This window comes from Proteus sp. TJ1640, from assembly GCF_003144445.1.
GTDB lineage: Bacteria > Pseudomonadota > Gammaproteobacteria > Enterobacterales > Enterobacteriaceae > Proteus > Proteus penneri.
Genome location: NZ_PENY01000027.1, coordinates 331,178 through 352,790, shown reverse-complemented (window position 1 = coordinate 352,790; position 21,613 = coordinate 331,178). Strand labels below are relative to the sequence as shown.

General features: G+C 39.6%; 22 protein-coding genes. 16 read left to right on the top strand and 6 right to left on the bottom strand.

Annotated elements, in window-relative coordinates; all coding sequences use genetic code 11:
• The first annotated feature begins 7 nt into the window (after window positions 1-7).
• The 3 genes from aspS to DK861_RS13965 are packed head-to-tail and all read left to right on the top strand — an operon-like array spanning window position 8 to window position 3,013.
• Window positions 8-1,792: an aspartate--tRNA ligase gene (aspS, locus tag DK861_RS13975; RefSeq protein WP_072064018.1), complete on the top strand. Its 1,785-nt coding sequence runs from the start codon at window positions 8-10 to the stop codon at window positions 1,790-1,792.
• Window positions 1,793-1,795: 3 nt separating this feature from the next.
• A complete protein-coding gene (gene nudB / locus DK861_RS13970; RefSeq protein WP_072064239.1) occupies window positions 1,796-2,230 on the top strand; it encodes a dihydroneopterin triphosphate diphosphatase in 435 nt (144 codons plus the stop codon).
• A 27-nt stretch (window positions 2,231-2,257) separates the two neighbouring features.
• The gene (locus DK861_RS13965; protein WP_006536597.1) at window positions 2,258-3,013 is read left to right on the top strand and encodes a YebC/PmpR family DNA-binding transcriptional regulator; all 756 of its coding nucleotides are present in this window, start codon (window positions 2,258-2,260) and stop codon (window positions 3,011-3,013) included.
• Between the two features lie 12 nt (window positions 3,014-3,025).
• Here DK861_RS13965 and DK861_RS18590 read toward each other — a convergent pair whose 3' ends face one another.
• On the bottom strand, window positions 3,026-3,148 hold the full coding sequence (locus tag DK861_RS18590; protein WP_275425648.1) for a hypothetical protein: 123 nt from the start codon (window positions 3,146-3,148) through the stop codon (window positions 3,026-3,028).
• Between DK861_RS18590 and ruvC the strand changes: the two genes are divergently transcribed.
• From ruvC to ruvB, 3 genes are all read left to right on the top strand, one after another.
• Complete coding sequence (gene ruvC, locus DK861_RS13960) at window positions 3,138-3,659, top strand: crossover junction endodeoxyribonuclease RuvC (RefSeq protein ID WP_006536599.1); 522 nt, start codon at window positions 3,138-3,140, stop codon at window positions 3,657-3,659. The two genes, DK861_RS18590 and ruvC, sit on opposite strands and share 11 nt — an antisense overlap.
• Window positions 3,660-3,762: 103 nt before the next feature.
• A complete protein-coding gene (gene ruvA / locus DK861_RS13955) occupies window positions 3,763-4,383 on the top strand; it encodes a Holliday junction branch migration protein RuvA (protein WP_072064017.1) in 621 nt (206 codons plus the stop codon).
• 12 nt (window positions 4,384-4,395) lie between these two features.
• Complete coding sequence (gene ruvB, locus DK861_RS13950; protein WP_109397580.1) at window positions 4,396-5,403, top strand: Holliday junction branch migration DNA helicase RuvB; 1,008 nt, start codon at window positions 4,396-4,398, stop codon at window positions 5,401-5,403.
• 100 nt (window positions 5,404-5,503) lie between these two features.
• Here ruvB and znuB read toward each other — a convergent pair whose 3' ends face one another.
• Together znuB and znuC are read right to left on the bottom strand one after the other, a co-directional pair.
• Complete coding sequence (gene znuB / locus DK861_RS13945) at window positions 5,504-6,289, bottom strand: zinc ABC transporter permease subunit ZnuB (RefSeq protein ID WP_109400508.1); 786 nt, start codon at window positions 6,287-6,289, stop codon at window positions 5,504-5,506.
• The gene (gene znuC / locus DK861_RS13940) at window positions 6,282-7,007 is read right to left on the bottom strand and encodes a zinc ABC transporter ATP-binding protein ZnuC (protein WP_109400507.1); all 726 of its coding nucleotides are present in this window, start codon (window positions 7,005-7,007) and stop codon (window positions 6,282-6,284) included. The genes znuB and znuC overlap by 8 nt, the downstream gene beginning before the upstream one ends.
• A gap of 74 nt (window positions 7,008-7,081) precedes the next feature.
• On the opposite strand from znuC, the gene znuA reads away from it, so the two are divergent.
• From znuA to lpxM, 3 genes are all read left to right on the top strand, one after another.
• A complete protein-coding gene (gene znuA / locus DK861_RS13935; protein ID WP_006536605.1) occupies window positions 7,082-8,026 on the top strand; it encodes a zinc ABC transporter substrate-binding protein ZnuA in 945 nt (314 codons plus the stop codon).
• Window positions 8,027-8,038: 12 nt separating this feature from the next.
• Window positions 8,039-9,364: a murein DD-endopeptidase MepM gene (mepM, locus tag DK861_RS13930; protein ID WP_109400506.1), complete on the top strand. Its 1,326-nt coding sequence runs from the start codon at window positions 8,039-8,041 to the stop codon at window positions 9,362-9,364.
• Between the two features lie 105 nt (window positions 9,365-9,469).
• Complete coding sequence (gene lpxM, locus DK861_RS13925) at window positions 9,470-10,444, top strand: lauroyl-Kdo(2)-lipid IV(A) myristoyltransferase (RefSeq protein ID WP_006536607.1); 975 nt, start codon at window positions 9,470-9,472, stop codon at window positions 10,442-10,444.
• Between the two features lie 74 nt (window positions 10,445-10,518).
• On the opposite strand, the gene pyk is transcribed toward lpxM, so the two are convergent.
• Together pyk and DK861_RS13915 are read right to left on the bottom strand one after the other, a co-directional pair.
• Complete coding sequence (gene pyk / locus DK861_RS13920) at window positions 10,519-11,961, bottom strand: pyruvate kinase (protein ID WP_006536608.1); 1,443 nt, start codon at window positions 11,959-11,961, stop codon at window positions 10,519-10,521.
• Between the two features lie 231 nt (window positions 11,962-12,192).
• A complete protein-coding gene (locus DK861_RS13915) occupies window positions 12,193-13,035 on the bottom strand; it encodes a MurR/RpiR family transcriptional regulator (protein ID WP_006536609.1) in 843 nt (280 codons plus the stop codon).
• A 352-nt stretch (window positions 13,036-13,387) separates the two neighbouring features.
• On the opposite strand from DK861_RS13915, the gene zwf reads away from it, so the two are divergent.
• The 4 genes from zwf to DK861_RS13895 all read left to right on the top strand — a co-directional run bounded on the left by zwf (window position 13,388) and on the right by DK861_RS13895 (window position 17,426).
• The gene (gene zwf, locus DK861_RS13910) at window positions 13,388-14,863 is read left to right on the top strand and encodes a glucose-6-phosphate dehydrogenase (protein WP_109397573.1); all 1,476 of its coding nucleotides are present in this window, start codon (window positions 13,388-13,390) and stop codon (window positions 14,861-14,863) included.
• Between the two features lie 575 nt (window positions 14,864-15,438).
• A complete protein-coding gene (mdtJ, locus tag DK861_RS13905) occupies window positions 15,439-15,879 on the top strand; it encodes a multidrug/spermidine efflux SMR transporter subunit MdtJ (protein ID WP_072064011.1) in 441 nt (146 codons plus the stop codon).
• A 2-nt stretch (window positions 15,880-15,881) separates the two neighbouring features.
• Window positions 15,882-16,214: a multidrug/spermidine efflux SMR transporter subunit MdtI gene (gene mdtI, locus DK861_RS13900; RefSeq protein WP_006536614.1), complete on the top strand. Its 333-nt coding sequence runs from the start codon at window positions 15,882-15,884 to the stop codon at window positions 16,212-16,214.
• A 258-nt stretch (window positions 16,215-16,472) separates the two neighbouring features.
• A complete protein-coding gene (locus tag DK861_RS13895) occupies window positions 16,473-17,426 on the top strand; it encodes a lysozyme inhibitor LprI family protein (RefSeq protein WP_162556785.1) in 954 nt (317 codons plus the stop codon).
• A gap of 66 nt (window positions 17,427-17,492) precedes the next feature.
• On the opposite strand, the gene DK861_RS13890 is transcribed toward DK861_RS13895, so the two are convergent.
• Window positions 17,493-17,837, bottom strand: coding sequence for a RidA family protein (locus DK861_RS13890; RefSeq protein WP_109400504.1), 345 nt, complete (start codon window positions 17,835-17,837; stop codon window positions 17,493-17,495).
• Window positions 17,838-17,922: 85 nt separating this feature from the next.
• On the opposite strand from DK861_RS13890, the gene DK861_RS13885 reads away from it, so the two are divergent.
• The 3 genes from DK861_RS13885 (at window position 17,923) to DK861_RS13875 (ending at window position 21,347) form a co-directional block, all read left to right on the top strand.
• Window positions 17,923-19,866: an ATP-dependent DNA helicase gene (locus DK861_RS13885; RefSeq protein WP_109400503.1), complete on the top strand. Its 1,944-nt coding sequence runs from the start codon at window positions 17,923-17,925 to the stop codon at window positions 19,864-19,866.
• A 92-nt stretch (window positions 19,867-19,958) separates the two neighbouring features.
• A complete protein-coding gene (gene tsaB, locus DK861_RS13880) occupies window positions 19,959-20,660 on the top strand; it encodes a tRNA (adenosine(37)-N6)-threonylcarbamoyltransferase complex dimerization subunit type 1 TsaB (protein WP_006536621.1) in 702 nt (233 codons plus the stop codon).
• A gap of 87 nt (window positions 20,661-20,747) precedes the next feature.
• Entirely contained in the window at window positions 20,748-21,347 is a 600-nt protein-coding gene (locus tag DK861_RS13875) for a Slp family lipoprotein (RefSeq protein ID WP_109400502.1), read from the top strand.
• Window positions 21,348-21,613: the final 266 nt, after the last annotated feature.

The window sequence follows — 21,613 nt, the reverse complement described above, 5'->3', positions numbered from 1 at the left end:
ATATTGTATGCGTACTAATTATTGTGGGCAGTTGAATAGCGCCCATGTGGGCCAAAAAGTGACTCTTTGTGGTTGGGTTAACCGTCGCCGTGATTTAGGTGGGCTTATCTTTATTGATATGCGAGATCGCGAAGGTATTGTTCAAGTCTTCTTTGACCCAGAGCAGAAAGAGGCATTTTCTCAGGCTTCAGAACTGCGTAATGAATTTTGTATTCAAGTCACAGGAACAGTACGCGCTCGCCCTGATAGCCAAGTTAATAAAAATATGGCAACAGGTGAAATTGAGTTAGCGGCAGAATCTCTGTCTATTTTTAACCGTTCAGAGCCATTACCGTTAGATAGCAATCAAACAAATACTGAAGAGCGTCGTTTAACTTATCGTTATTTAGACCTGCGTCGCCCAGAAATGTCAGATCGCTTAAAAACCCGAGCTAAAATCACAAGCTTTGTTCGCCGTTTTATGGATGGTGAAGGTTTCCTTGATGTTGAAACCCCTATGCTGACAAAAGCGACACCAGAAGGTGCGCGTGACTATTTAGTACCAAGTCGTGTACACAAAGGTAAATTCTACGCATTACCACAATCACCACAGCTTTTTAAACAGCTGTTAATGATGTCTGGCTTTGATCGTTACTATCAAATCGTAAAATGCTTCCGCGATGAAGACTTACGTGCCGACCGTCAGCCTGAATTTACACAAATCGATGTTGAAACCTCTTTCATGAGTGCAGATCAAGTGCGCGAAGTGATGGAGCGTATGATCCACGCATTATGGTTGGATATTCTTAATGTCGATTTAGGTGCGTTCCCTGTCATGACCTTTGCTGAAGCAATGCGTCGTTATGGTTCAGACAAACCTGATTTACGTAACCCAATGGAACTCAAAGATATTGCTGATTTAGTCAAAGATGTTGAGTTCAGTGTGTTTGCACAAGCAGCCAACGATGAAAAATGCCGTGTTATTGCATTGCGTGTACCTGGTGGTGCATCATTAACTCGTAAAAATATCGATGAATATACCCAATTTGTTAGCATTTACGGCGCTAAAGGCCTTGCGTGGATGAAAGTCAACGAAAGTGCTAAAGGCATTGAAGGGGTACAAAGCCCAATTGCCAAATTCCTGACTAATGATGTTGTTAACGCTATTTTAGAAACAACGGGTGCAACGGATGGCGATTTAATCTTCTTTGGTGCGGGTCGTAAAGGCACTATGAGTGATGCAATGGGTGCTTTGCGTTTGAAAGTGGGTCGTGATCTTGAACTGACTGACTTAAATGCATGGAAACCATTATGGGTTATCGATTTCCCAATGTTTGAAGAAGATGAAGAAACCGGTAGTTTAAGTGCAATGCACCATCCATTTACTTCACCAAAAGACTTATCACCAGCTGAATTGACTGCACACCCAGTCGGTGCTGTGGCAAATGCTTATGATATGGTTATTAATGGTTATGAGGTAGGTGGCGGTTCAGTACGTATTCACCGTAATGAAATGCAACAAGCGGTATTTGGTATTTTAGGTATTGCACCGAATGAGCAACAAGAGAAATTTGGTTTCTTATTAGAGGCTCTTAAATTTGGTACGCCGCCACATGCAGGTTTAGCCTTTGGTTTAGACCGTTTAGTGATGTTGTTAACGGGTACTGATAACATTCGTGATGTTATTGCATTCCCTAAAACAACAGCTGCAGCGTGTTTAATGACTAATGCACCAAGCTTTGCTAATGAAGATGCTTTAAAAGAGCTAGCGATTGCAGTAACTCAAAAAGAAGTTAGCGAAGATAAAGAGTAAATGATGAAATATAAGCGCCCGATATCCGTTTTAGTTGTTATTTATGCAAAAGAGAGTAAACGGGTGCTTATGCTAAAGCGTCGAGATGATCCTGATTTCTGGCAATCTGTGACTGGCAGTTTAGAAGAGGGCGAAACCCCTTTTCAAACGGCGTTGCGTGAAGTGCAAGAAGAAGTTGGAATTGATATCATAAAAGAAAATCTTGAGTTGGTGGATTGCCATCACTCAATTATTTTTGAAATTTTTGCACATTTTCGGCATCGTTATGCACCCGATGTTACTCATTGTCAGGAGCATTGGTTTACGTTAGCACTACCCGCAGAGCGAGATATTGTGCTAACTGAGCATTCTCAATACCAATGGCTAGACGCGCCACTGGCGGCAAAACTAACAAAATCCGCCAGTAATCAGCAAGCGATTGAAGAATTTGTTATTTAATGATTAGACCACGTTTGGAGATATTTCATGGCAGGTCATAGTAAATGGGCCAATACAAAACACCGTAAAGCAGCGCAAGATGCGAAACGCGGTAAAATTTTCACTAAAATCATCCGTGAATTAGTTACAGCAGCACGTTTAGGTGGTGGTGATCCTGCAACTAACCCGCGTTTACGTGCGGCAGTTGATAAAGCATTATCAAACAACATGACTCGTGACACCTTAAACCGTGCGATTGCACGCGGTGTGGGTAATGATGAAAATGATAATATGGAAACTATCATCTATGAAGGCTATGGCCCTGCGGGTACTGCTGTGATGGTTGAATGCTTAAGTGATAATCGTAACCGTACTGTTTCCGATGTTCGCCATGCATTTACCAAAACAGGTGGTAACTTAGGAACGGATGGTTCAGTTTCTTATCTTTTCACCAAAAAAGGTGTTATTTCTTACGCACCGGGTGTTGATGAAGATGCTGTTATGGAAGCTGCGTTAGAAGCAGGTGCGGATGACGTTGAAACTTATGATGATGGCGCTATTGATGTTTACACCACACCAGAATCTTTTGGTGAAGTAAAAGATGCGATGGATGCAGCAGGTTTTGTTGCTGAGTCAGCCGAAGTTTCAATGATCCCATCGACTAAAGCAGAATTAGATATTGAAACTGCACCAAAATTAATGCGTCTTATTGATATGTTAGAAGACAGTGATGATGTACAAGAAGTGTATCACAACGGTGATATCTCAGATGAAGTTGCAAAACAACTGGAAGATATCCTGTAATCGTTCTAACGATTATCGAAAATAACGGTGTTTAACGCTGTTATTAAAAGTGCGAAGAGAAGAGCAGAGCAGATTTTTTTGCTCTTTTCTCTCGCCATCGACCATATCGGCAACAGGAATTGATATGGCTATCATTCTAGGTATAGACCCCGGTTCGCGTGTTACAGGCTATGGCGTAATTCGACAGCAAGGGCGACAACTTATCTATTTGGGAAGTGGTTGTATTCGCACACAAGTTCCCGACCTTCCTAATCGACTTAAACGTATTTATGCTGGTGTTAGCGAAATCATTACTCAATTTTCGCCAGATGTGTTTGCGGTTGAACAAGTATTTATGGCTAAAAATGCCGATTCTGCACTTAAACTTGGGCAAGCGCGTGGTGTAGCAATACTTGCTGCCGTTAATAACGATCTTCCTGTTTTTGAATATGCCGCTCGTCAAGTCAAACAGACCGTTGTGGGTACGGGTGCAGCCGAAAAAAGCCAAGTACAGCATATGGTTCGTTCAATATTAAAATTATCTGCCGCACCACAATCAGATGCTGCCGATGCGTTGGCGATTGCAATTACACATTGTCACTTTAACCAAAATTTATTACGTGTAGGTGATCCGCGTCTGGTTTTAACGCGAGGTCGGTTAAGATAAGTTGTTATCTTGGTAAATGTCTTTGGTTTTTCACAAGCTGGATATACGTCCAGCTTTTTTTATGTTATAAACTTGACGTAATTATTTTTGCGGAGGCGTTAGGGTGATAGGTCGTATCAGAGGAATTATTCTTGAAAAACAGCCACCAGTGGTGCTAATCGAGGCAGGTAATGGTGTGGGTTATGAAATCAATATGCCAATGACCTGTTTTTATGAACTGCCTGATATTGGCCAAGAAGCCATTATCTATACGCAATTTATCGTACGTGAAGATGCTCAATTACTTTATGGTTTTAACCAAAAACAAGAGCGTGCACTCTTTCGTGAATTAATTAAAGTCAATGGCGTCGGCCCAAAACTAGCACTCGCTATTTTATCGGGTATGTCGGCTCGCCAATTTGTGACAGCGATTGAAAATGAATCTATCTCTTCATTAGTAAAATTACCGGGTGTCGGTAAGAAAACAGCCGAGCGTTTAGTGGTTGAAATGAAAGATCGCTTTAAAGGCCTTAATGGTGATTTATTCGAAAATAGTGATATCGAGTTACCAGAAAGCACTCCATCTAAAGCGCCAAAAGCGGCTGATATTGAAGCCGAAGCCTCTGCTGCATTAATCGCGTTAGGCTATAAACCACAAGAAGCTGCAAAAATGATCAGCAAAGTGGCAAAACTGGGTACAGATAGTGAGACGCTTATCAGAGAAGCGTTACGCGCGGCTATTTAGGAGTAACACATTGTGATTGAAGCAGATCGCCTGATTTCAGCAGAAATTCAACAACCTGAAGAAGAAATTATTGATAGGGCTATTCGCCCTAAATCTCTTGCCGAATATGTTGGGCAACCGCAAGTTCGAGAACAAATGGAGATTTTTATTCAGGCGGCTAAATTGCGTCATGATGCACTCGATCATTTGCTAATCTTCGGACCTCCCGGATTAGGTAAAACCACATTGGCAAATATTATTGCTAATGAAATGGGGGTTAATTTACGTACGACATCAGGCCCTGTACTTGAAAAAGCGGGTGATCTCGCGGCTATGCTAACTAACCTTGAGCCTCACGACGTATTATTTATTGATGAGATCCATCGTCTTTCACCTGTTGTCGAAGAAATTCTTTACCCAGCAATGGAAGATTATCAACTTGATATCATGATTGGTGAGGGGCCTGCGGCTCGTTCAATTAAAATTGACTTACCTCCATTTACCTTAGTAGGGGCAACTACAAGAGCGGGTTCTTTAACATCACCATTGCGTGACCGTTTTGGTATTGTTCAACGCCTCGAGTTTTATCATGTTGACGATCTTCAACACATTGTTTCTCGTAGTGCTAGTTTTATGGGACTAGAGATGACAGATGAGGGGGCTCGTCAAATTGCTATGCGTTCACGAGGCACTCCGCGCATTACTAACCGATTGTTGCGCCGTGTGAGAGACTTTGCCCAAGTAAAAGGCAATGGTGCTATTGATGAAGAAATTGCTTCTAAAGCGCTTGATATGTTGAATGTGGATGCGGCAGGTTTTGATTATTTAGATCGTAAACTCCTATTTGCCATCATCGATAAATTTATGGGTGGCCCAGTAGGATTAGATAACCTTGCAGCAGCTATTGGTGAAGAGCGTGAAACTATAGAAGACGTATTAGAGCCTTATTTAATCCAGCAAGGTTTTATTCAGCGCACACCACGAGGCCGTGTTGCCACTAATCATGCTTATCGTCATTTTAATCGGATTATGGAAGATTAATTTCCTCACAATAAATCGATAATTAATCATTAAAAATAACCCTCACTAGAAATTAATAGTGAGGGTTATTTTTTACATGAAATCTTATTTTATATTTCGATTACTGTTTAGCGGGTGCAAATAAACTTAAGATAAATAGGCAACTCGCAGCTAACACCACCGAAGGGCCAGCAGGAGTATCATAGAAAGCAGAGAAGGTTAAACCGCCAGTAATTGCCAACATACCAACAGCGATTGCAATCAGAGCCATTTGTTCTGGTGAGCGCGCAAAACGACGTGCCGTTGCGGCAGGAATAATGAGCAGTGAGGTGATAATTAATGCTCCAACAAATTTCATGGCTAAACCAATGGTTAGTGCAGTGATCATCATTAGTTTTAAGCGTTCTCGCTGAATATTTACACCATCAACAAATGCCATATCTTGATTAATTGTCATGGAAAGCAATGGACGCCATGAACGGATAATCACACATAAAACAATCACAACGCCAATAAAAATACTAATGACATCTTGATAGTTAACTGAGAGCAAATCACCAAATAGGTATGCCATTAAATCAACGCGCACATTGGACATTAAACTCACAACCACAAGCCCTAAAGAAAGCGCACTGTGTGCCATGATCCCTAAAAGAGTATCAACAGAAAGTTGTGGTTTTAATTCTAACCACACTAATAAAATAGCAAGAAGAAGTGTAACGGCAATAACAGCATAAAAAGGCTCGATATTAAACAGCAAACCAAAAGCAACACCAAGTAGTGAGGCGTGCGCTAGTGTATCACCAAAATAAGACATACGGCGCCAAACGACAAAAGAGCCCAAAGGGCCTGCCGCCATTGCTAAGAGCATACCAGCAATCCAACCCGGTAACAGCAACTCAATCATGACGACACTCCTTACTATGCTGATGATGATGACGATAAATACCAAGTTGCTCAGCACCACGACTTCCAAACATGGCAATAAATTCAGGGTGTGAAGAAACAACGTCAGGTGTGCCCGAACAGCAAATATGGCCATTTAAACAGAGGACTTCGTCTGTTTTTGCCATCACAAGATGAAGATCATGAGAAACCATCAAGATCGCACAACCTAATTCGTGGCGAAGCTGATTAATTAAATCATAAAGTGCTAATTGGCCATTAACATCAACACCTTGAGTGGGTTCATCTAAAACTAAAAGTTGGGGCTGGTTAAGTAAGGCTCTTGCTAACAATACACGTTGAGACTCACCACCAGAAAGTTTCTGCATAGGCTGATCGATTAATTTAGCCGCATTAACGCGTTCTAAAGCGGGGAGAATATCTTTATCATGAACACCCGGTTTTAGTGTCATAAACCGTTTAACGGTGAGTGGCATAGTGGGATCGAGATAAAGTTTTTGTGGCACATAGCCCACTCGTAGCGCGTTTTGACGCACAACTTTTCCTGAGGTTGGGTTTAATAAACCAAGAACTAAACGGATAACGGTAGATTTACCGGCACCATTAGGGCCAAGTAAAGTAAGAATACGGCCTGCCTTTAGATCAAAAGAGATATCTTTTAAAATTTCTCTTTCACCAAAAGAAACACAAACCGATTTTAAACAAATCAAGTCAGACATAAAATTAGCACTTGCAGAATCATTGAAACGTTATAATATAACATTCCCAATGATGATTCACGAGAATTCTTCCTATGTTACATAAAAACAACAAATTTGCGCATCGTTTTTTATTGAAATCATTTTTAACGACAGCGATGATAAGCTCATTCAGTGCTTCAGTGCAGGCTGATGTCGTCGTTTCCATTAGGCCATTAGGATTTATTGCGGCAGCTATCGCTGATGGGGTAACACCAACAGAAGTTTTATTGCCAGATGGGGCATCTCCACACGATTATGCATTAAAACCTTCTGATTTGAAAAAAATCACCTCCGCAGACCTGATGGTATGGGTGGGGCCTGATATGGAAGTGTTTTTAGATAAGCCATTAAATAGGCTTACTGACAATCATAAGTTGGCTTTAACGGAAACTAAAGAAATAAAGTCGCTTTTATTGAAAGATGAAGGTGACAATGTGCATAAACATGAGGAAAATCACGAACATCATTCTCACGGTGATTATAATATGCACATCTGGTTATCACCAGAAATTGCGTTGTCGTCTGCAAAACAGATCCACGAAAGGTTAATTACACTCTATCCAGATAAAAAAGAACTTCTGGACGTAAACCTAGGTAAATTCAGCGAACAACTCAAGCAAACTGATAAGAATCTTGTTAATATTCTGTCGCCTGTGAGAAATAAGGGTTATTTTGTCTTTCATGATGCTTATGGCTACTTCGAAAAACATTATAATTTAAAGCCGTTAGGTCATTTTACTATCAACCCTGAAATACAGCCGGGTGCACAGAAATTACATCAAATACGAACACAGTTGGTTGAGCAAAAAGCAACCTGCATTTTTGCTGAGCCACAATTTAGGCCGACGGTAATAGAAACAGTGGCGAAAGGCACTGGGGTTAAAATGGGTGTATTAGATCCCCTAGGAAGTGGGATTGCTCTGACTCAAGAGAGCTATATAAAATTCCTTACCCAACTAGCTAACCAATATGCGAGCTGCCTGAATGAAACACAATAAGGAATTAATAACGTGCAGCAGAAGAAATCCATTGCACAGGTATATTTAAGTTTACCACTCCCACATAAAATCATGCTTGGTTCATTAACTGCAGCAACACTGGCCGTCGCAATTTGGCGACCAGTGGTTCTTCAAAATGAGCAAAGCCGAGAAGTTCCTGTCAGTATTCAAATGCCTTCAGCAGTACAAAGTGAAAATACAGATGACATTATCACTGACAGTAGTGATCAACTTACTGATGAAGGGTTGGTTGGTGCGGAAGATGGTACAGATACAAGCACTGCAGTTGCACAAGTCCCTCATACTTATATTGTCTCTAGTGGTGATTCACTAAGTTCAATATTGACTCAGTTTGGTATTGATTCTTCTGATATCGCAACTATTTCTAATCAAAATAAAGATCTCAGAAATCTCAAGATTGGACAATCAATTAGCTGGGAACTTGATGATAATGGGTTACTTCAAGAATTAAACTGGGGTGTTTCTCGTCGTGAAACTCGCGTTTATACCCGAACAGAAACAGGATTCAAAGAAACAAAAGAGTTTCAAAAAGGAGAATGGAAGAACAGCGTTACCAGCGGTGTTATTCGTGGTAGTTTCTCTGTTAGCGCAACAAATGCAGGTTTAACTAATTCAGAAGCTCGTGCAGTGACTAAAGCATTGCAATGGCAAGTAGACTTTAAAAAACTACAAAGTGGCGATCAATTTGCTGCACTTTTTTCTCGTGAAGTGCTTGATGGTCGTACAGAGCAAAGTGAACTTATTGGTGTGCGTTTACGTAGTGCTGGTAAAGATTATTATGCATTCCTTGCTGAAGATGGTCGTTTTTACGATAGCCAAGCTGGTGGATTAGAGCGTGGATTTATGCGCTTCCCAACAGTGAAGCAGTTTAGAGTTTCCTCTCAATTTAATCCTCGTCGTATTAATCCTGTTACGGGACGTTTAGCTGCTCATAAAGGTGTCGATTTTGCTATGCCAGTAGGAACCCCCGTATTAGCAACAGGGGATGGTGAAGTTATTGTTGCGAAATACAGTGGTGCTGCGGGTAACTTTATCGCTATTCGTCATGGCAGCCAATACACGACACGTTATATGCATTTACGTCAATTATTAGTAAAACCTGGGCAACGTGTTAAACGTGGCGATAGAATTGCCTTATCAGGGAATACCGGTCGTTCTACTGGGCCTCATTTGCACTATGAGCTGTGGATCAACCAACAAGCAGTCAATCCACTAACGGCAACGTTGCCTCGAGCTGATGGTTTAACGGGTAAAGATAAACAAGAATATCTTGCTAAAGTAAAAGAGATTAAACCTCAATTAGTGCTAGCTGATTGACAATAAACATGATTTTAAAGACATAAAAGCGGATGATTGATATCATCCGTTTTTGTTTTAATGTTTTTTACGCCTATTTAGGGTATCAATTCAGAGAGTTATCTGATGAATAAAGAAAAAGATACAGATAGCAAAGCGGGTTATGTACCCACTTTTCACTGTGCTTATTTGCATCCTCGTCATTGGGGAACATGGTTAGGTGCAGGTGTATTAAGTGTTTTAGCTTATATGCCAGTAAAGTGGCGTGATCCATTTCTTGCTGCTATTGGTCGTTTTGTTGGACGTAAAGCGAAAAGCGCAAGACGTCGTGCAGATATCAACTTGAGATACTGTTTTCCAACATGGAATAAAACGCAGCGTGAAAATGTACTCGACAGCATGTTTGAAACTGCACCTCAATCCTTTGTGATGTTGGCAGAGCTTTGTTTAAGAGGGCCTGAGCACATATTAAAACGAACAAGCTGGCAGGGCTTAGAGATCATCGAACGTTTTAAAGAGCAAGGCCGTAATGTTATTTTTATGGTGCCTCATGGCTGGGCAGTTGATATTCCTGCCATGTTATTGGCCGCTAAAGGCCAGCAAATGGCGGCGATGTTTCACCACCAAAAAGATCCCGTGGCTGATTATTTATGGAATAAAGCCCGTCATCATTTTGACGGTCGATTACATTCCCGCGAAGCAGGTATTAAGCCTTTTATTTCTTCTGTGCGACAAGGTTACTGGGGCTATTATCTGCCAGATCAAGATCATGGAGCTGAGCACAGTCAATTTGTGGATTTTTTCGGTACCTATAAGGCGACATTACCTGCGATTGGGCGGTTAATGAAAGTATGCCGAGCGGCTATTGTACCGTTGTTTCCAGTGTATTGTCATAAAACACATCAGCTTCACATTATTATTCGTGAACCAATGGATGATATTGAAGATAAAGATGATACGTACATTGCACGCAGAATGAATGAAGAGTTAGAAGCACTCGTGACACCGACACCAGAGCAATATACGTGGATCTTAAAATTACTGAAGACACGTAAAGAGGGCGAAATAGAGCCTTACGCTCGTGAAAATATATTGGATTAGTCAGCTAATAAGTCAATATAAAAACGGGCACTTAATTAAGTGCCCATTTTGCTATTAAGATTGACAACTCGGTATTATTCAACAGTTAAAATACGGCATGTATTAGTGCTGCCGATTGTACCCATAAGGTCACCTTGAGTGACTAACACTAAATCACCAGAGACTAAGAAACCCTTATCACGTAAACGACCTATTGCTTCATTAGCCGCAGCAATACCATCAGTATGCGTACTACAATAAACAGGGGTCACGCCACGATAAAGTGCCGTTTGGTTTAATGTTTTCTCATGGCGAGACATTGAGAAAATAGGTAAACCAGTACTGATACGAGACATCATGCGTGCAGTACGACCTGATTCTGTCATCGCAATAATAGCATTAACGCCTTTCATATGGTTAGCAGCATACATGGTAGACATCGCAATGGCTTCTTCCACGGTATCAAACACCATATCTAAGCGATGCTTAGAAACATTAGCCGCTGGCATTTTTTCAGCGCCTAAGCAGACCTGTGCCATTGAAGCGACTGTTTCTGCTGGATATTGTCCTGCTGCAGTTTCTGCCGAAAGCATAACGGCATCAGTACCATCTAATACGGCGTTAGCAACATCCATTACTTCGGCACGGGTTGGCATTGGATTTGTTATCATTGACTCCATCATTTGAGTGGCAGTGATAACGACCCGATTAAGCTGACGAGCACGACGAATTAATTTTTTCTGTACGCCAACTAACTCAGGATCACCTATTTCAACGCCTAAATCGCCACGAGCAACCATAACTACATCCGAAGCAAGAATGATTTCATCAATGATTTCATCATTAGCAACTGCTTCAGCGCGCTCTACTTTTGAAACTATTTGGCATTCACAGCCTGCATCACGAGCTAAACGGCGAGCAAGGTTAAGATCTTCGCCCGTTCTTGGGAATGAAACAGCAAGGTAATCAACACCGATTTTTGCAGCGGTGATAATATCTTGCTTATCTTTTTCTGTTAATGCATCAGCAGAGAGGCCTCCACCGAGCTTATTAATGCCTTTATTGTTAGATAATGGGCCTCCGACAGTCACTTCAGTAAAGACTTTTAAACCATCTACTTTGAGGACTTTTAACTGAACTCGACCATCATCAAGAAGTAAAATATCACCTGGAACTACATCGGCTGGTAAGCCTTTATAATCAATACCCACTTGATTTTGATTACCTTCGCCTTTTTCGAGTGCTGCATCAAGTAAGAATTTATCACCGACATTCAGGAAAACTTTTCCATCTTTAAAGGTAGATACACGGATTTTAGGGCCTTGTAAATCCCCAAGAATAGCAACATGGCGACCTAATCTTGCAGCAATTTCACGTGTACGATTTGCGCGAGCAAGATGATCTTCCGCAGAACCATGAGAGAAATTTAATCGAACAACATTCGCACCAGCAATAATAATTTTTTCTAGGTTATTATCACGATCTGTTGCTGGGCCTAAGGTGGTAACAATTTTTGTTCTTCTGAGCCGTCTGGACATGTATTACTCCGTTGACCTTGAACGAAAGGTGTTGGCAATTGGATAAAACAGAAATCAGACTGTGTTTTGCCCAATATGTTAAGTGAAACGCTTCAAGCTAATTGCAACATACACTACTGTTTTCAGTATATGCGAGAGTTAGCTCGCAGATATGCTACCATTTTTCAAAAAGTTATCTAGTCAGGGGCACAATCGTAAGTGTGACAATACTAACAGAATAATTAAAAACGGTTACTTATCAAACCGTGAATCACGTAAAGCTTCTTTGACGCGCTTCAAGTTATCTCTGAATTTTGGTCCTCGGCGTAAAATAAATCCTGTTGCGAGAACATCAATAATAGTGAGTTGTGCAAGGCGAGAGATCATTGGCATGTAGATATCAGTATCTTCAGGCACATCAAGTAAAATAGGGAGGGTGGCTTCAGAGGCTAAAAGTGAGCCAGGTGTCGTAATAGCAATTACTGCGGCATCGTTTTCACGCGCAATTTTAGCTATTTCAATGAGATTTTTAGTGCGTCCTGTATGGGAAATAACAACGACCACATCACCATCAGTGCTATTTATGCAACTCATACGTTGCATAACAACGTCATCAAAGTAAGTGACAGGAATATTAAAACGAGAAAACTTATTCATGGCATCGTGAGCTACCGCCGCTGATGCGCCTAAGCCAAAAAAAGAGATTTTCTTAGCTTGCGTCAAAATATCAACTGCACGATTGATTGCGGCGATATCAATATTATTTTTAACGTCCTCAAGTCCCGCCATTGCAGATTCAAAAATTTTATTGGTATAAGAAGAGACCGTATCGGAATCATCAATATTACGATTTACATAAGGCGTGCCGTTAGCAATGCTTTGTGCTAATTGTAATTTGAAATCAGGAAATCCTTTTGTTGCCATGCGTCGGCAAAATCGATTAACAGTCGGTTCACTGACATCAGCCGTTTTAGCCATTAAGGCAATACTTGAATGGATAACTGTTTGTGGCGCAGTTAAAACAGCCTCGGCGACTTTTTTTTCTGATTTACTCAAGATGTCCAGATTAGACTGAACCCTTTCCAATATATTCATTAAATATACAGATCCTTGGCTTTGCCAATTTCAATAAAAGGAGAAATCTATAACGGTTTTATGAAAATATACTACGCAAAGAACAAGGCTTGCAGTGTAAACCATCGGTAAACAGGGCTTTTTTCGTTAAAGTATGACGTGTGTCTAACTTTCAATACTGAAAACAAGAAACAAAACTGTAGTAAAGTTACAAGAAAAGATAAAAACATGGGTCATAAAATGAAGCATTACAATATGTGTGGTAAGTTAGAGACTAAAATGTGCAAGTGTATTTACTGAATACATCCAAAAGAGTACATTAATACAAAATTCTGTAACAAAATTACAAAATCTCATCATGAGGAGACGTTCTATGGCAGCGATATCGACTGCTCAGGCCTGTGATCTGGTTATCTTCGGTACGAAAGGGGATCTAGCACGCCGTAAGCTCATTCCATCATTATATCAATTGGAAAAAGCAGGATATATTCACCCTGACTCTCGTATTATTGGTGTCGGCCGTGCTGATTGGGATGTTGAGGCATATAAAAATGTCGCTCATGAAGCGTTAAAAACCTTTTTAAAAGAAGAAATTAATCCTGAAATTTGGCAACGTTTAAGTGATCGTCTCGATTTTTGTAATCTTGATGTCAATGAAACAGACCATTTTATTGAATTATCAAAACACCTAAAACAAGATAAGTTACCTGCTATCTACTATTTTGCGATGCCACCTAGTACCTTTAGTGCAATGTGTCAGGGATTAGGTCATGCAAAATTAAATAAAGAGCCAAATCGCGTCGTAATGGAAAAACCATTAGGGACAGATTTAGCCTCTTCAGTTTCTATTAATGATAGTGTGGCAAAATACTTTAAAGAGAGCCAAATTTATCGTATTGACCACTATTTAGGTAAAGAAACGGTATTAAACCTTCTAGCTCTTCGTTTTGCCAATTCCCTTTTTGTTAACAACTGGGACAATAAAACGATTGATCATGTCCAAATTACAGTTGCAGAAGAAGTGGGTATTGAAGGGCGTTGGGGATATTTTGATCAAGCAGGCCAAATGCGTGATATGGTGCAAAATCACCTATTACAAATCCTGACTATGATTGCGATGTCTCCACCAGCTGATTTAACTGCTGACAGTATTCGTCAAGAAAAAGTGAAAGTTTTACGTTCATTACGCCGTATTGATAACACAAATATTCGCGAAAAAACGGTTCGTGGACAATATACTGGCGGCTTTGTACAGGGTAAAAAAGTACCCGGTTATCTTGATGAAGAAGGTGCCAATAAAACCAGCAATACAGAAACATTTGTGGCAATTCGTGCTGATATCGATAATTGGCGTTGGGCTGGTGTTCCGTTCTATTTAAGAACAGGTAAGCGTCTACCAAGTAAATGTTCAGAAGTTGTGGTTTATTTTAAAAAACCTGCGCTGAATATTTTCAGTGAGACTTATCAAGAGTTACCACAAAATAAACTGACTATACGTTTACAGCCAGATGAAGGGATCGATATCGAAGTGCTAAATAAAGCGCCAGGACTCGATCATAAACACCGTTTACAAACAACTAAGCTTGACTTGAGTTTCTCGGAAACATTCAATCAAACGCATTTAGCAGATGCTTACGAGCGTTTATTGTTAGAAGCCATGCGTGGCATTCAAGCGTTGTTCGTGCGTCGTGATGAAGTAGAAGAAGCATGGAAATGGGTTGATTCAATTATCAATGCATGGGAATGCGATAATGAGCTGCCTAAACCTTACCAAGCGGGTACATGGGGGCCTGTTGCATCTGTTGCAATGATCACTCGTGATGGTCGTTCATGGAATGAAATTGAATAATTGGTTTTGATTGTCCATTTTCAAGAGAAAACACCCAGTTATGCTGGGTGTTTTTGTATCAGCTAAACACCTTTAAGCATAATTCCAGCAATTTAGATGAATAAAACTACTGAAGGAGCGTAAAACTGTTGATTAACTATGCAATCTGATTTTGGCTAGAAACTAAAACTTAAATAAAACCAATCAATTAACAAAAATATTTTGCGAAAAGGCATTGCTTTAAATAATTTGGCATGATAGAAATATGATGTAACATTTAACCATCTTATATGAGGGTTCGGAGTATATCGTGCGGATGGTCTGTGCGATGAAAGAATAAATAATCATGACTAGCGCCAAAAGCGTCAAAGTTAAACGTTCTACCTATAAGTTATTCCTTTCTGCTATTTTATCCAGCGAACACTACTGGTGTGGCGCATTATAGAAATCTCTCATCTTAATTCCTGACGCAATCAGGAAATGACGTTGCCTTAACGTTCGGCCTTTATTGCCGCCAGAAAGACTATCTACATATTCTCTATCTTCCTGCGCAAGAAACGTTTCGGCGTATTTCAAATGTGTATGAGAGATGAAAAATGATTTATTGGATATTTTTAGCATTAGCAATCGTTTGTGAAGTTATCGGTACTTTATCAATGAAGTACGCCAGTGTAAGCGGTGGTTACACCGGTATGATAGTGATGTGGTTAATGATTGCCACTTCCTATATCTTTTTAGCCATAGCCGTTAAGAAAGTGGCATTAGGTGTAGCATATGCACTATGGGAAGGTATTGGAATTGTCATTATTACGACATTCAGCGTGCTGTGGTTTGGTGAATCGCTGTCACCATTAAAATTAGGTGGTCTAGCGATGTTAATTGCAGGGATCACGCTTATCAAATCAGGTACTAAAAAATCGACTGTTGCTAAGAAAACAACTGATTCGGTAAAAAGTATCGCCGGTAAAGCTAAGCACGTTGCCAGTGCTGTAAAAGGAGCAAATAAGCCAATTCCTGCTAATATCAAGGAGGCTTAATTATGTTAGCTCAATTTGAATGGTGGCATGGTGCATTCCTAATACTTGCCGTAGTGCTTGAGATTGTTGCGAATATATTCTTAAAAATGTCTAACGGCTTTAGCCGAATGGGATTAGGAATATTATCACTGGTTTGTGTGTTAGGTGCCTTTAGTGCACTGGCAATGGCTGTTAAAGGGATAGAACTTTCAGTTGCTTATGCACTTTGGGGGGCATTCGGAATTATTGCAACTATCGCCGCCGGTTGGATTTTATTTAATCAACGACTCAATTATAAAGGATGGGGTGGAATTATATTATTACTGGTTGGGATGGTAATGATTAAATTTGCCTAAATCTAACTAACTTAATGAGTAATGAATAGGTAAGGGCAACAAGGTAAGTATCACAATAAAATTAGAAAACAACAAAGGGCTGAGTTTTCTGAATTCAGCCCTTTATTTTATATCTAAGATATTATCATATTATTTTTTTAGTCAAATTTGTGTTTCTGATAGCAGTTAAATAAAGTGAAATTAAATATATTTAATATAAAATATATTTAACTATTCTTACTTTAAAATGTGATTATTTGAGATTATCGGAAAATGACAATGAAACTAAAATATATTGCTTTATGCTTTCCTTTATTACTAACAGCTTGTGGTGAAAAAACAGAACCTATCGGTTGTTCTTCAGAATTAACACAATCTTCTTTTATGGATGCTTTGAAAAAAACAACACTAGAAGAAATTTCTCGCCAAACAAGTAATTACTCTGATGTCACAAATCAATTAAAACGAGCAACGTTAGAAGAAATTAGCTTTAATGTGTCAGAAATAATGACTAAGGCGAATGATCCTAATAGTACGATGAAATCATGTTCTGCAATGGTGTCAATGACCATACCAGCAAATAATTATGAAACATTACATGATTATTATCGTATTGAATTCAAGAGCAATCTTGATAAAACCCTTGAAACCTTATCATTAGAGCAAAACGCGAATACTTTCTCTGCGAGAATAGATTATAGCGCTCAACCAACTGATGATAATAAAACTGTATTTGTAAATATTGCTCCAAGAAATAGTATTTCTAATGGTGCTGCTTTTATTTCCACTTTATCTATAATAAAACCAATTAAAGAACAACAAAGAATATTGCAACAACAGCAAGAACAAGAATTACAAAAGAAACAAGAAGAGCTTCGTCAACAACAATTATTAGATCAACAAGCAGAACAAGAATCACTACGTCAACAAGCATTGGAACAACAAGAAGTTCGTCGTCAAAGACAAGCTTTGCAAGAAATGCAAGAAACACAAGTACTTTCACTTTCTCAAGCAAAACAAGATTTTCTTACAGCAGATGCTGAATTAAATAATAAATGGCAAAGTTTAAGTAGTGAACAAAGAAAAGCTTTATTATTAGGTCAACGTCAGTGGATAAAAAATAAAGATCTTATTTGTGGAAAAGTCACCTCTGAAGGTAGCGATGAAAAATTAGCGAAAATATATAGTTGTCATGCTGAGACAATAAAAAGTAGGATCCCTGAATTAAAATAACATTATAAAAACAAGTTAAATCAAAGAAAATAAGCACCTATAAAAGTAGGTGCTTATTAAATATTTTCACATTGCCGCAATAATTTTAATTTCGACTTTATACTCAGGGTGCATTAATTGTGCTTGCACAGTACAACGTACAGGCGCACTACCTTTAGCAACCCAAGCATCCCATGCTTGATTCATACCTTCAAAATCGGCTTTATCAGCTAAAAAGATTGTCGCATCAAGAATTTTAGTTTTATCAGAACCTACACGCTGTAACAAAACGTCAATTGCCGCTAATGTGTCTGCTGTTTGTTCAATAATATCGTCTGATAAATTTTCTGGCACTGCAGTGTAATAAATTGTGTCGTTATGAATTACGGCTTCGGACCAGCGATCTTCAGGGTCGATACGCTTAATTGTCATTATGATTTCTCCTTTGTATTAACGGCGTAGGTGGTACTTTAGGCTATCCACTGGCATAATTTACGTCTTATTTTATAAAAAGAGTATGCCTGTGTCAGACGATTTTGCAGAAAACGGGATTTTAACCCGCACTATTCCTGGATTTCATCCCCGTGAAGCTCAACGACAAATGGCGAAATCAATAACGGAAGTTATTGATAAGCAAGGTGTACTTATCGTTGAAGCGGGTACAGGTACAGGAAAAACATATGCTTATCTTGTGCCTGCGTTACGTTCGGGTAAAAAAACCATCATCTCAACAGGTTCTAAAGCCTTACAAGATCAATTATATAGTCGAGATTTACCCACAATCATTGAAGCGATTAATTATGATGGTAACACCGCGTTATTAAAAGGGCGTTCTAACTATCTCTGTCTAGAACGACTTGATCAGCAAATGCTTAGTGGTGGTGATCTTGAAGCCGAAGTTTTGTCTGATGTCATGTATGTACGACAATGGTCAACACAGACCGAAGATGGTGATGTTAGCCGTTGTCATAGTGTTGCGGAAGATAGCCGAGTTTGGCCATTAGTCACGAGCACTAACGATAACTGTTTAGGAAGTGATTGTCCTCGCTATAAAGAGTGCTATGTTCTGAGCGCACGTAAAAAAGCAATGGATGCAGATATTGTCGTCGTTAATCACCATTTATTTATGGCGGATACGGTCGTTAAAGATACCGGTTTTGGTGAGCTAATTCCGGAAGCTGAAATTATGATTTTTGATGAAGCTCATCAAATTCCAGATATTGCTAGCCACTATTTTGGGCAACAGCTTACCAGTAGACAGCTTCTTGATCTCGCCAGAGATATGACCGTGGCTTACCGTACAGAAGTCCGTGAGCAAGCTCAGTTGCAAAAAAGTGCCGATCGATTAACTCAAATGGTAATGGATTTTCGTTTAGTATTAGGTGAAACAGGTTATCGAGGGAATTTACGTGAACTGCTACAAGGTGGTGAAACAAAACGTTTTCTTACGTTACTGGATGATGCTTTAGAACTGAGTTATGACGTAATGAAACTTTCGTTAGGGCGAAGCCAATTACTCGATAGTGCTTTTGAACGAGCCACTGTTTATCGCAATCGCTTAAAACGTTTGATTGATACCTCAATTCCGGGTTATAGCTACTGGTTTGAAAGTTACGGTCGCCATTTCTTACTGGCTATTACGCCACTTTCTGTCGCTGATAAATTTCGTGAATTAATTAAATCACATAAAAGTAGTTGGGTATTTACCTCGGCAACACTCTCTGTGAATGAGCAGATGTCTTATTACACAGATAGATTGGGCTTAGAAAATGCGACAACACTAATTTTAAACAGCCCGTTTGATTATCAACATCAAACATTACTCTGTGTACCACGTTATTTGCCACCATTAAATCAACCGTATACGGCGAAACGTTTAGCTACTATGCTAACGCCTGTTATTTTAAAAAACCAAGGTCGCTGTTTTTTTCTCTGTACTTCGCATGTCATGATGCGTGGACTTGCTGAAGAGTTTAAAGCCAGTTTGCCATTACCCGTATTGATGCAAGGTGAGATGAGTAAAACACAATTACTGCAAAAATTTGTCTCATCAGGAAATGCGCTTTTAGTTGCGACCCAAAGTTTTTGGGAAGGTGTTGATGTACGTGGCGATACACTGTCTTGTGTGATCATTGATAAATTACCCTTTACTGCACCTGATGATCCTTTATTAAGGGCTCGTATTGAAGATTGTGAGTTGCGGGGCGGAGATGCTTTTAGAGATGTCCAAATTCCTGATGCTGTCATTAGTTTAAAACAAGGTGTTGGACGATTAATTCGTGATGTGCACGATTATGGCGCAATTATAGTGTGTGATGATAGATTGGTTTCTCGTGCATATGGCGAGGTTTTTTTAAGCAGTTTACCTTCATCACCACGAACACGCTCACTCGAAAAAACAATGAAATTTTTGAGCCAACGCGCACAGCAGAATGAAATACAAGAAATATCGGATTCATAATAGCGATCGCACAGAATGTGTGTTTATTCTGTTGAACACTATTATGATATTATTCTTCCTCTTTTAATTATCGAATTTGCCGGAGTTATGGCGTGTCACTGCGAATTTTAGCAATTGATACTGCGACAGAATCTTGTTCAGTTGCAGTTTGGAATGAAGGCGTTGTTGCTTCACGTTTTGAGATTTCTCCTCGTGAACATACACAAAAGATTTTACCTATGGTGAAAAGCGCCTTAGAAGAAGCAAATATCACATTACAATCATTAGATGCACTTGCTTTTGGTCGAGGTCCAGGAAGTTTTACTGGCGTTCGTATTGGGGTGGGGGTTGCACAAGGTATTGCGTTAGGTGCTGAATTGCCAATGATTGGCATTTCATCACTTGCCACAATGGCTGAAGGTGTCTTTAGAACAACGGGTATTAAACAAGTTCTCGTAGCAATAGATGCGCGTATGGGTGAAATTTATTGCGCTCGATATCAGCGTAATGATGCAGGTGTTTGGGTGGGAGAAGACACTGAAGCGGTGATGAAACCTGAACAATTTATTGAAACATTACAATCAACGATGGGAACATGGGCAATGGCAGGTACAGGCTGGCAAGCTTACCCTGATTTAAAAGAGACGCTGCCTTTTACTGTTGTTGAAACTGAAATTACGCTTCCTGCTGCACAAGATATGTTACCCCTTGCTGTAAACGCTTGGCATAAAGGTAAAGCAACGAAAGTTGAAGACGCTGAACCTGTTTATTTACGTAATGAAGTGACGTGGAAAAAACTGCCTGGCCGTGAATAAATTTATGAGTATCTATTAGAGGCCTAAAAGCTAAGCTATAATATTATTATAGAGTAACGTTAATATTGACTTGCAATGAGGTGGTTTATGAACAGACAATTAAACTACCGTTTGGTAAGCAAAGCGCTATTTCTATCTGGTGCTTTGTTTCTGGCGGGATGCGTCTCTATACCTGAATCAATAAAAGGTACATCAGCAACGCCTGTTACTGATTTAAATAGAGTTTTTGTTGCACCTGAGCTTTATATTGGTCAAGAAGGGCGTTTTGGCGGACGTGTGATTGATGTTAAAAATCTTCAATCATCAACACAGCTAGAGATTGCTGTTATGCCTCTTTCTCAATATGATGCAGCACCCGAATTGCGACAGCCTTCTATTGGGCGTCTCTATGCTAATGTTATGCATTTCTTAGATCCTACCGATTATAAAAATCAGTATGTAACAGTTGTTGGTACTATCAAAGGTGTTGAATCAGGCAAAGTAGGTGAGGCCACTTATCCATTTTTACGTATAGATGTGACGGGTATGAAACGTTGGACACTGACACAGCAAGTCATTATGCCAGCACCTGTTATGACATGGGGATATTATGGAGATGGCCCATATTGGTGGGGTTATCACAATGGATATGGCGGTTATGGTGGATATCCATATGGAACTGGTCAGGTTGTGCCCGTTTTAGAATAAAAACAGGGTATCAGATTATATGACGATATAATATTTTATCTCCATTCGTGTGAAACGGTGTATAATCAACATCTATAATATATTAGGTAACTATCTAATAGCGTTATTAAAGTTGAATAAAAATAAAAGAGAGGGCGGTTTTGACCGCCTTCTTTTTTTGTTAATCTAAAAATAAAATATTTAGTGACACACTTCGCATCTTCACAACAGAAAATTGTTTGTGCTGGTAGGATGAGTTAATACTTTGTTAAAAAGAAACATAATAT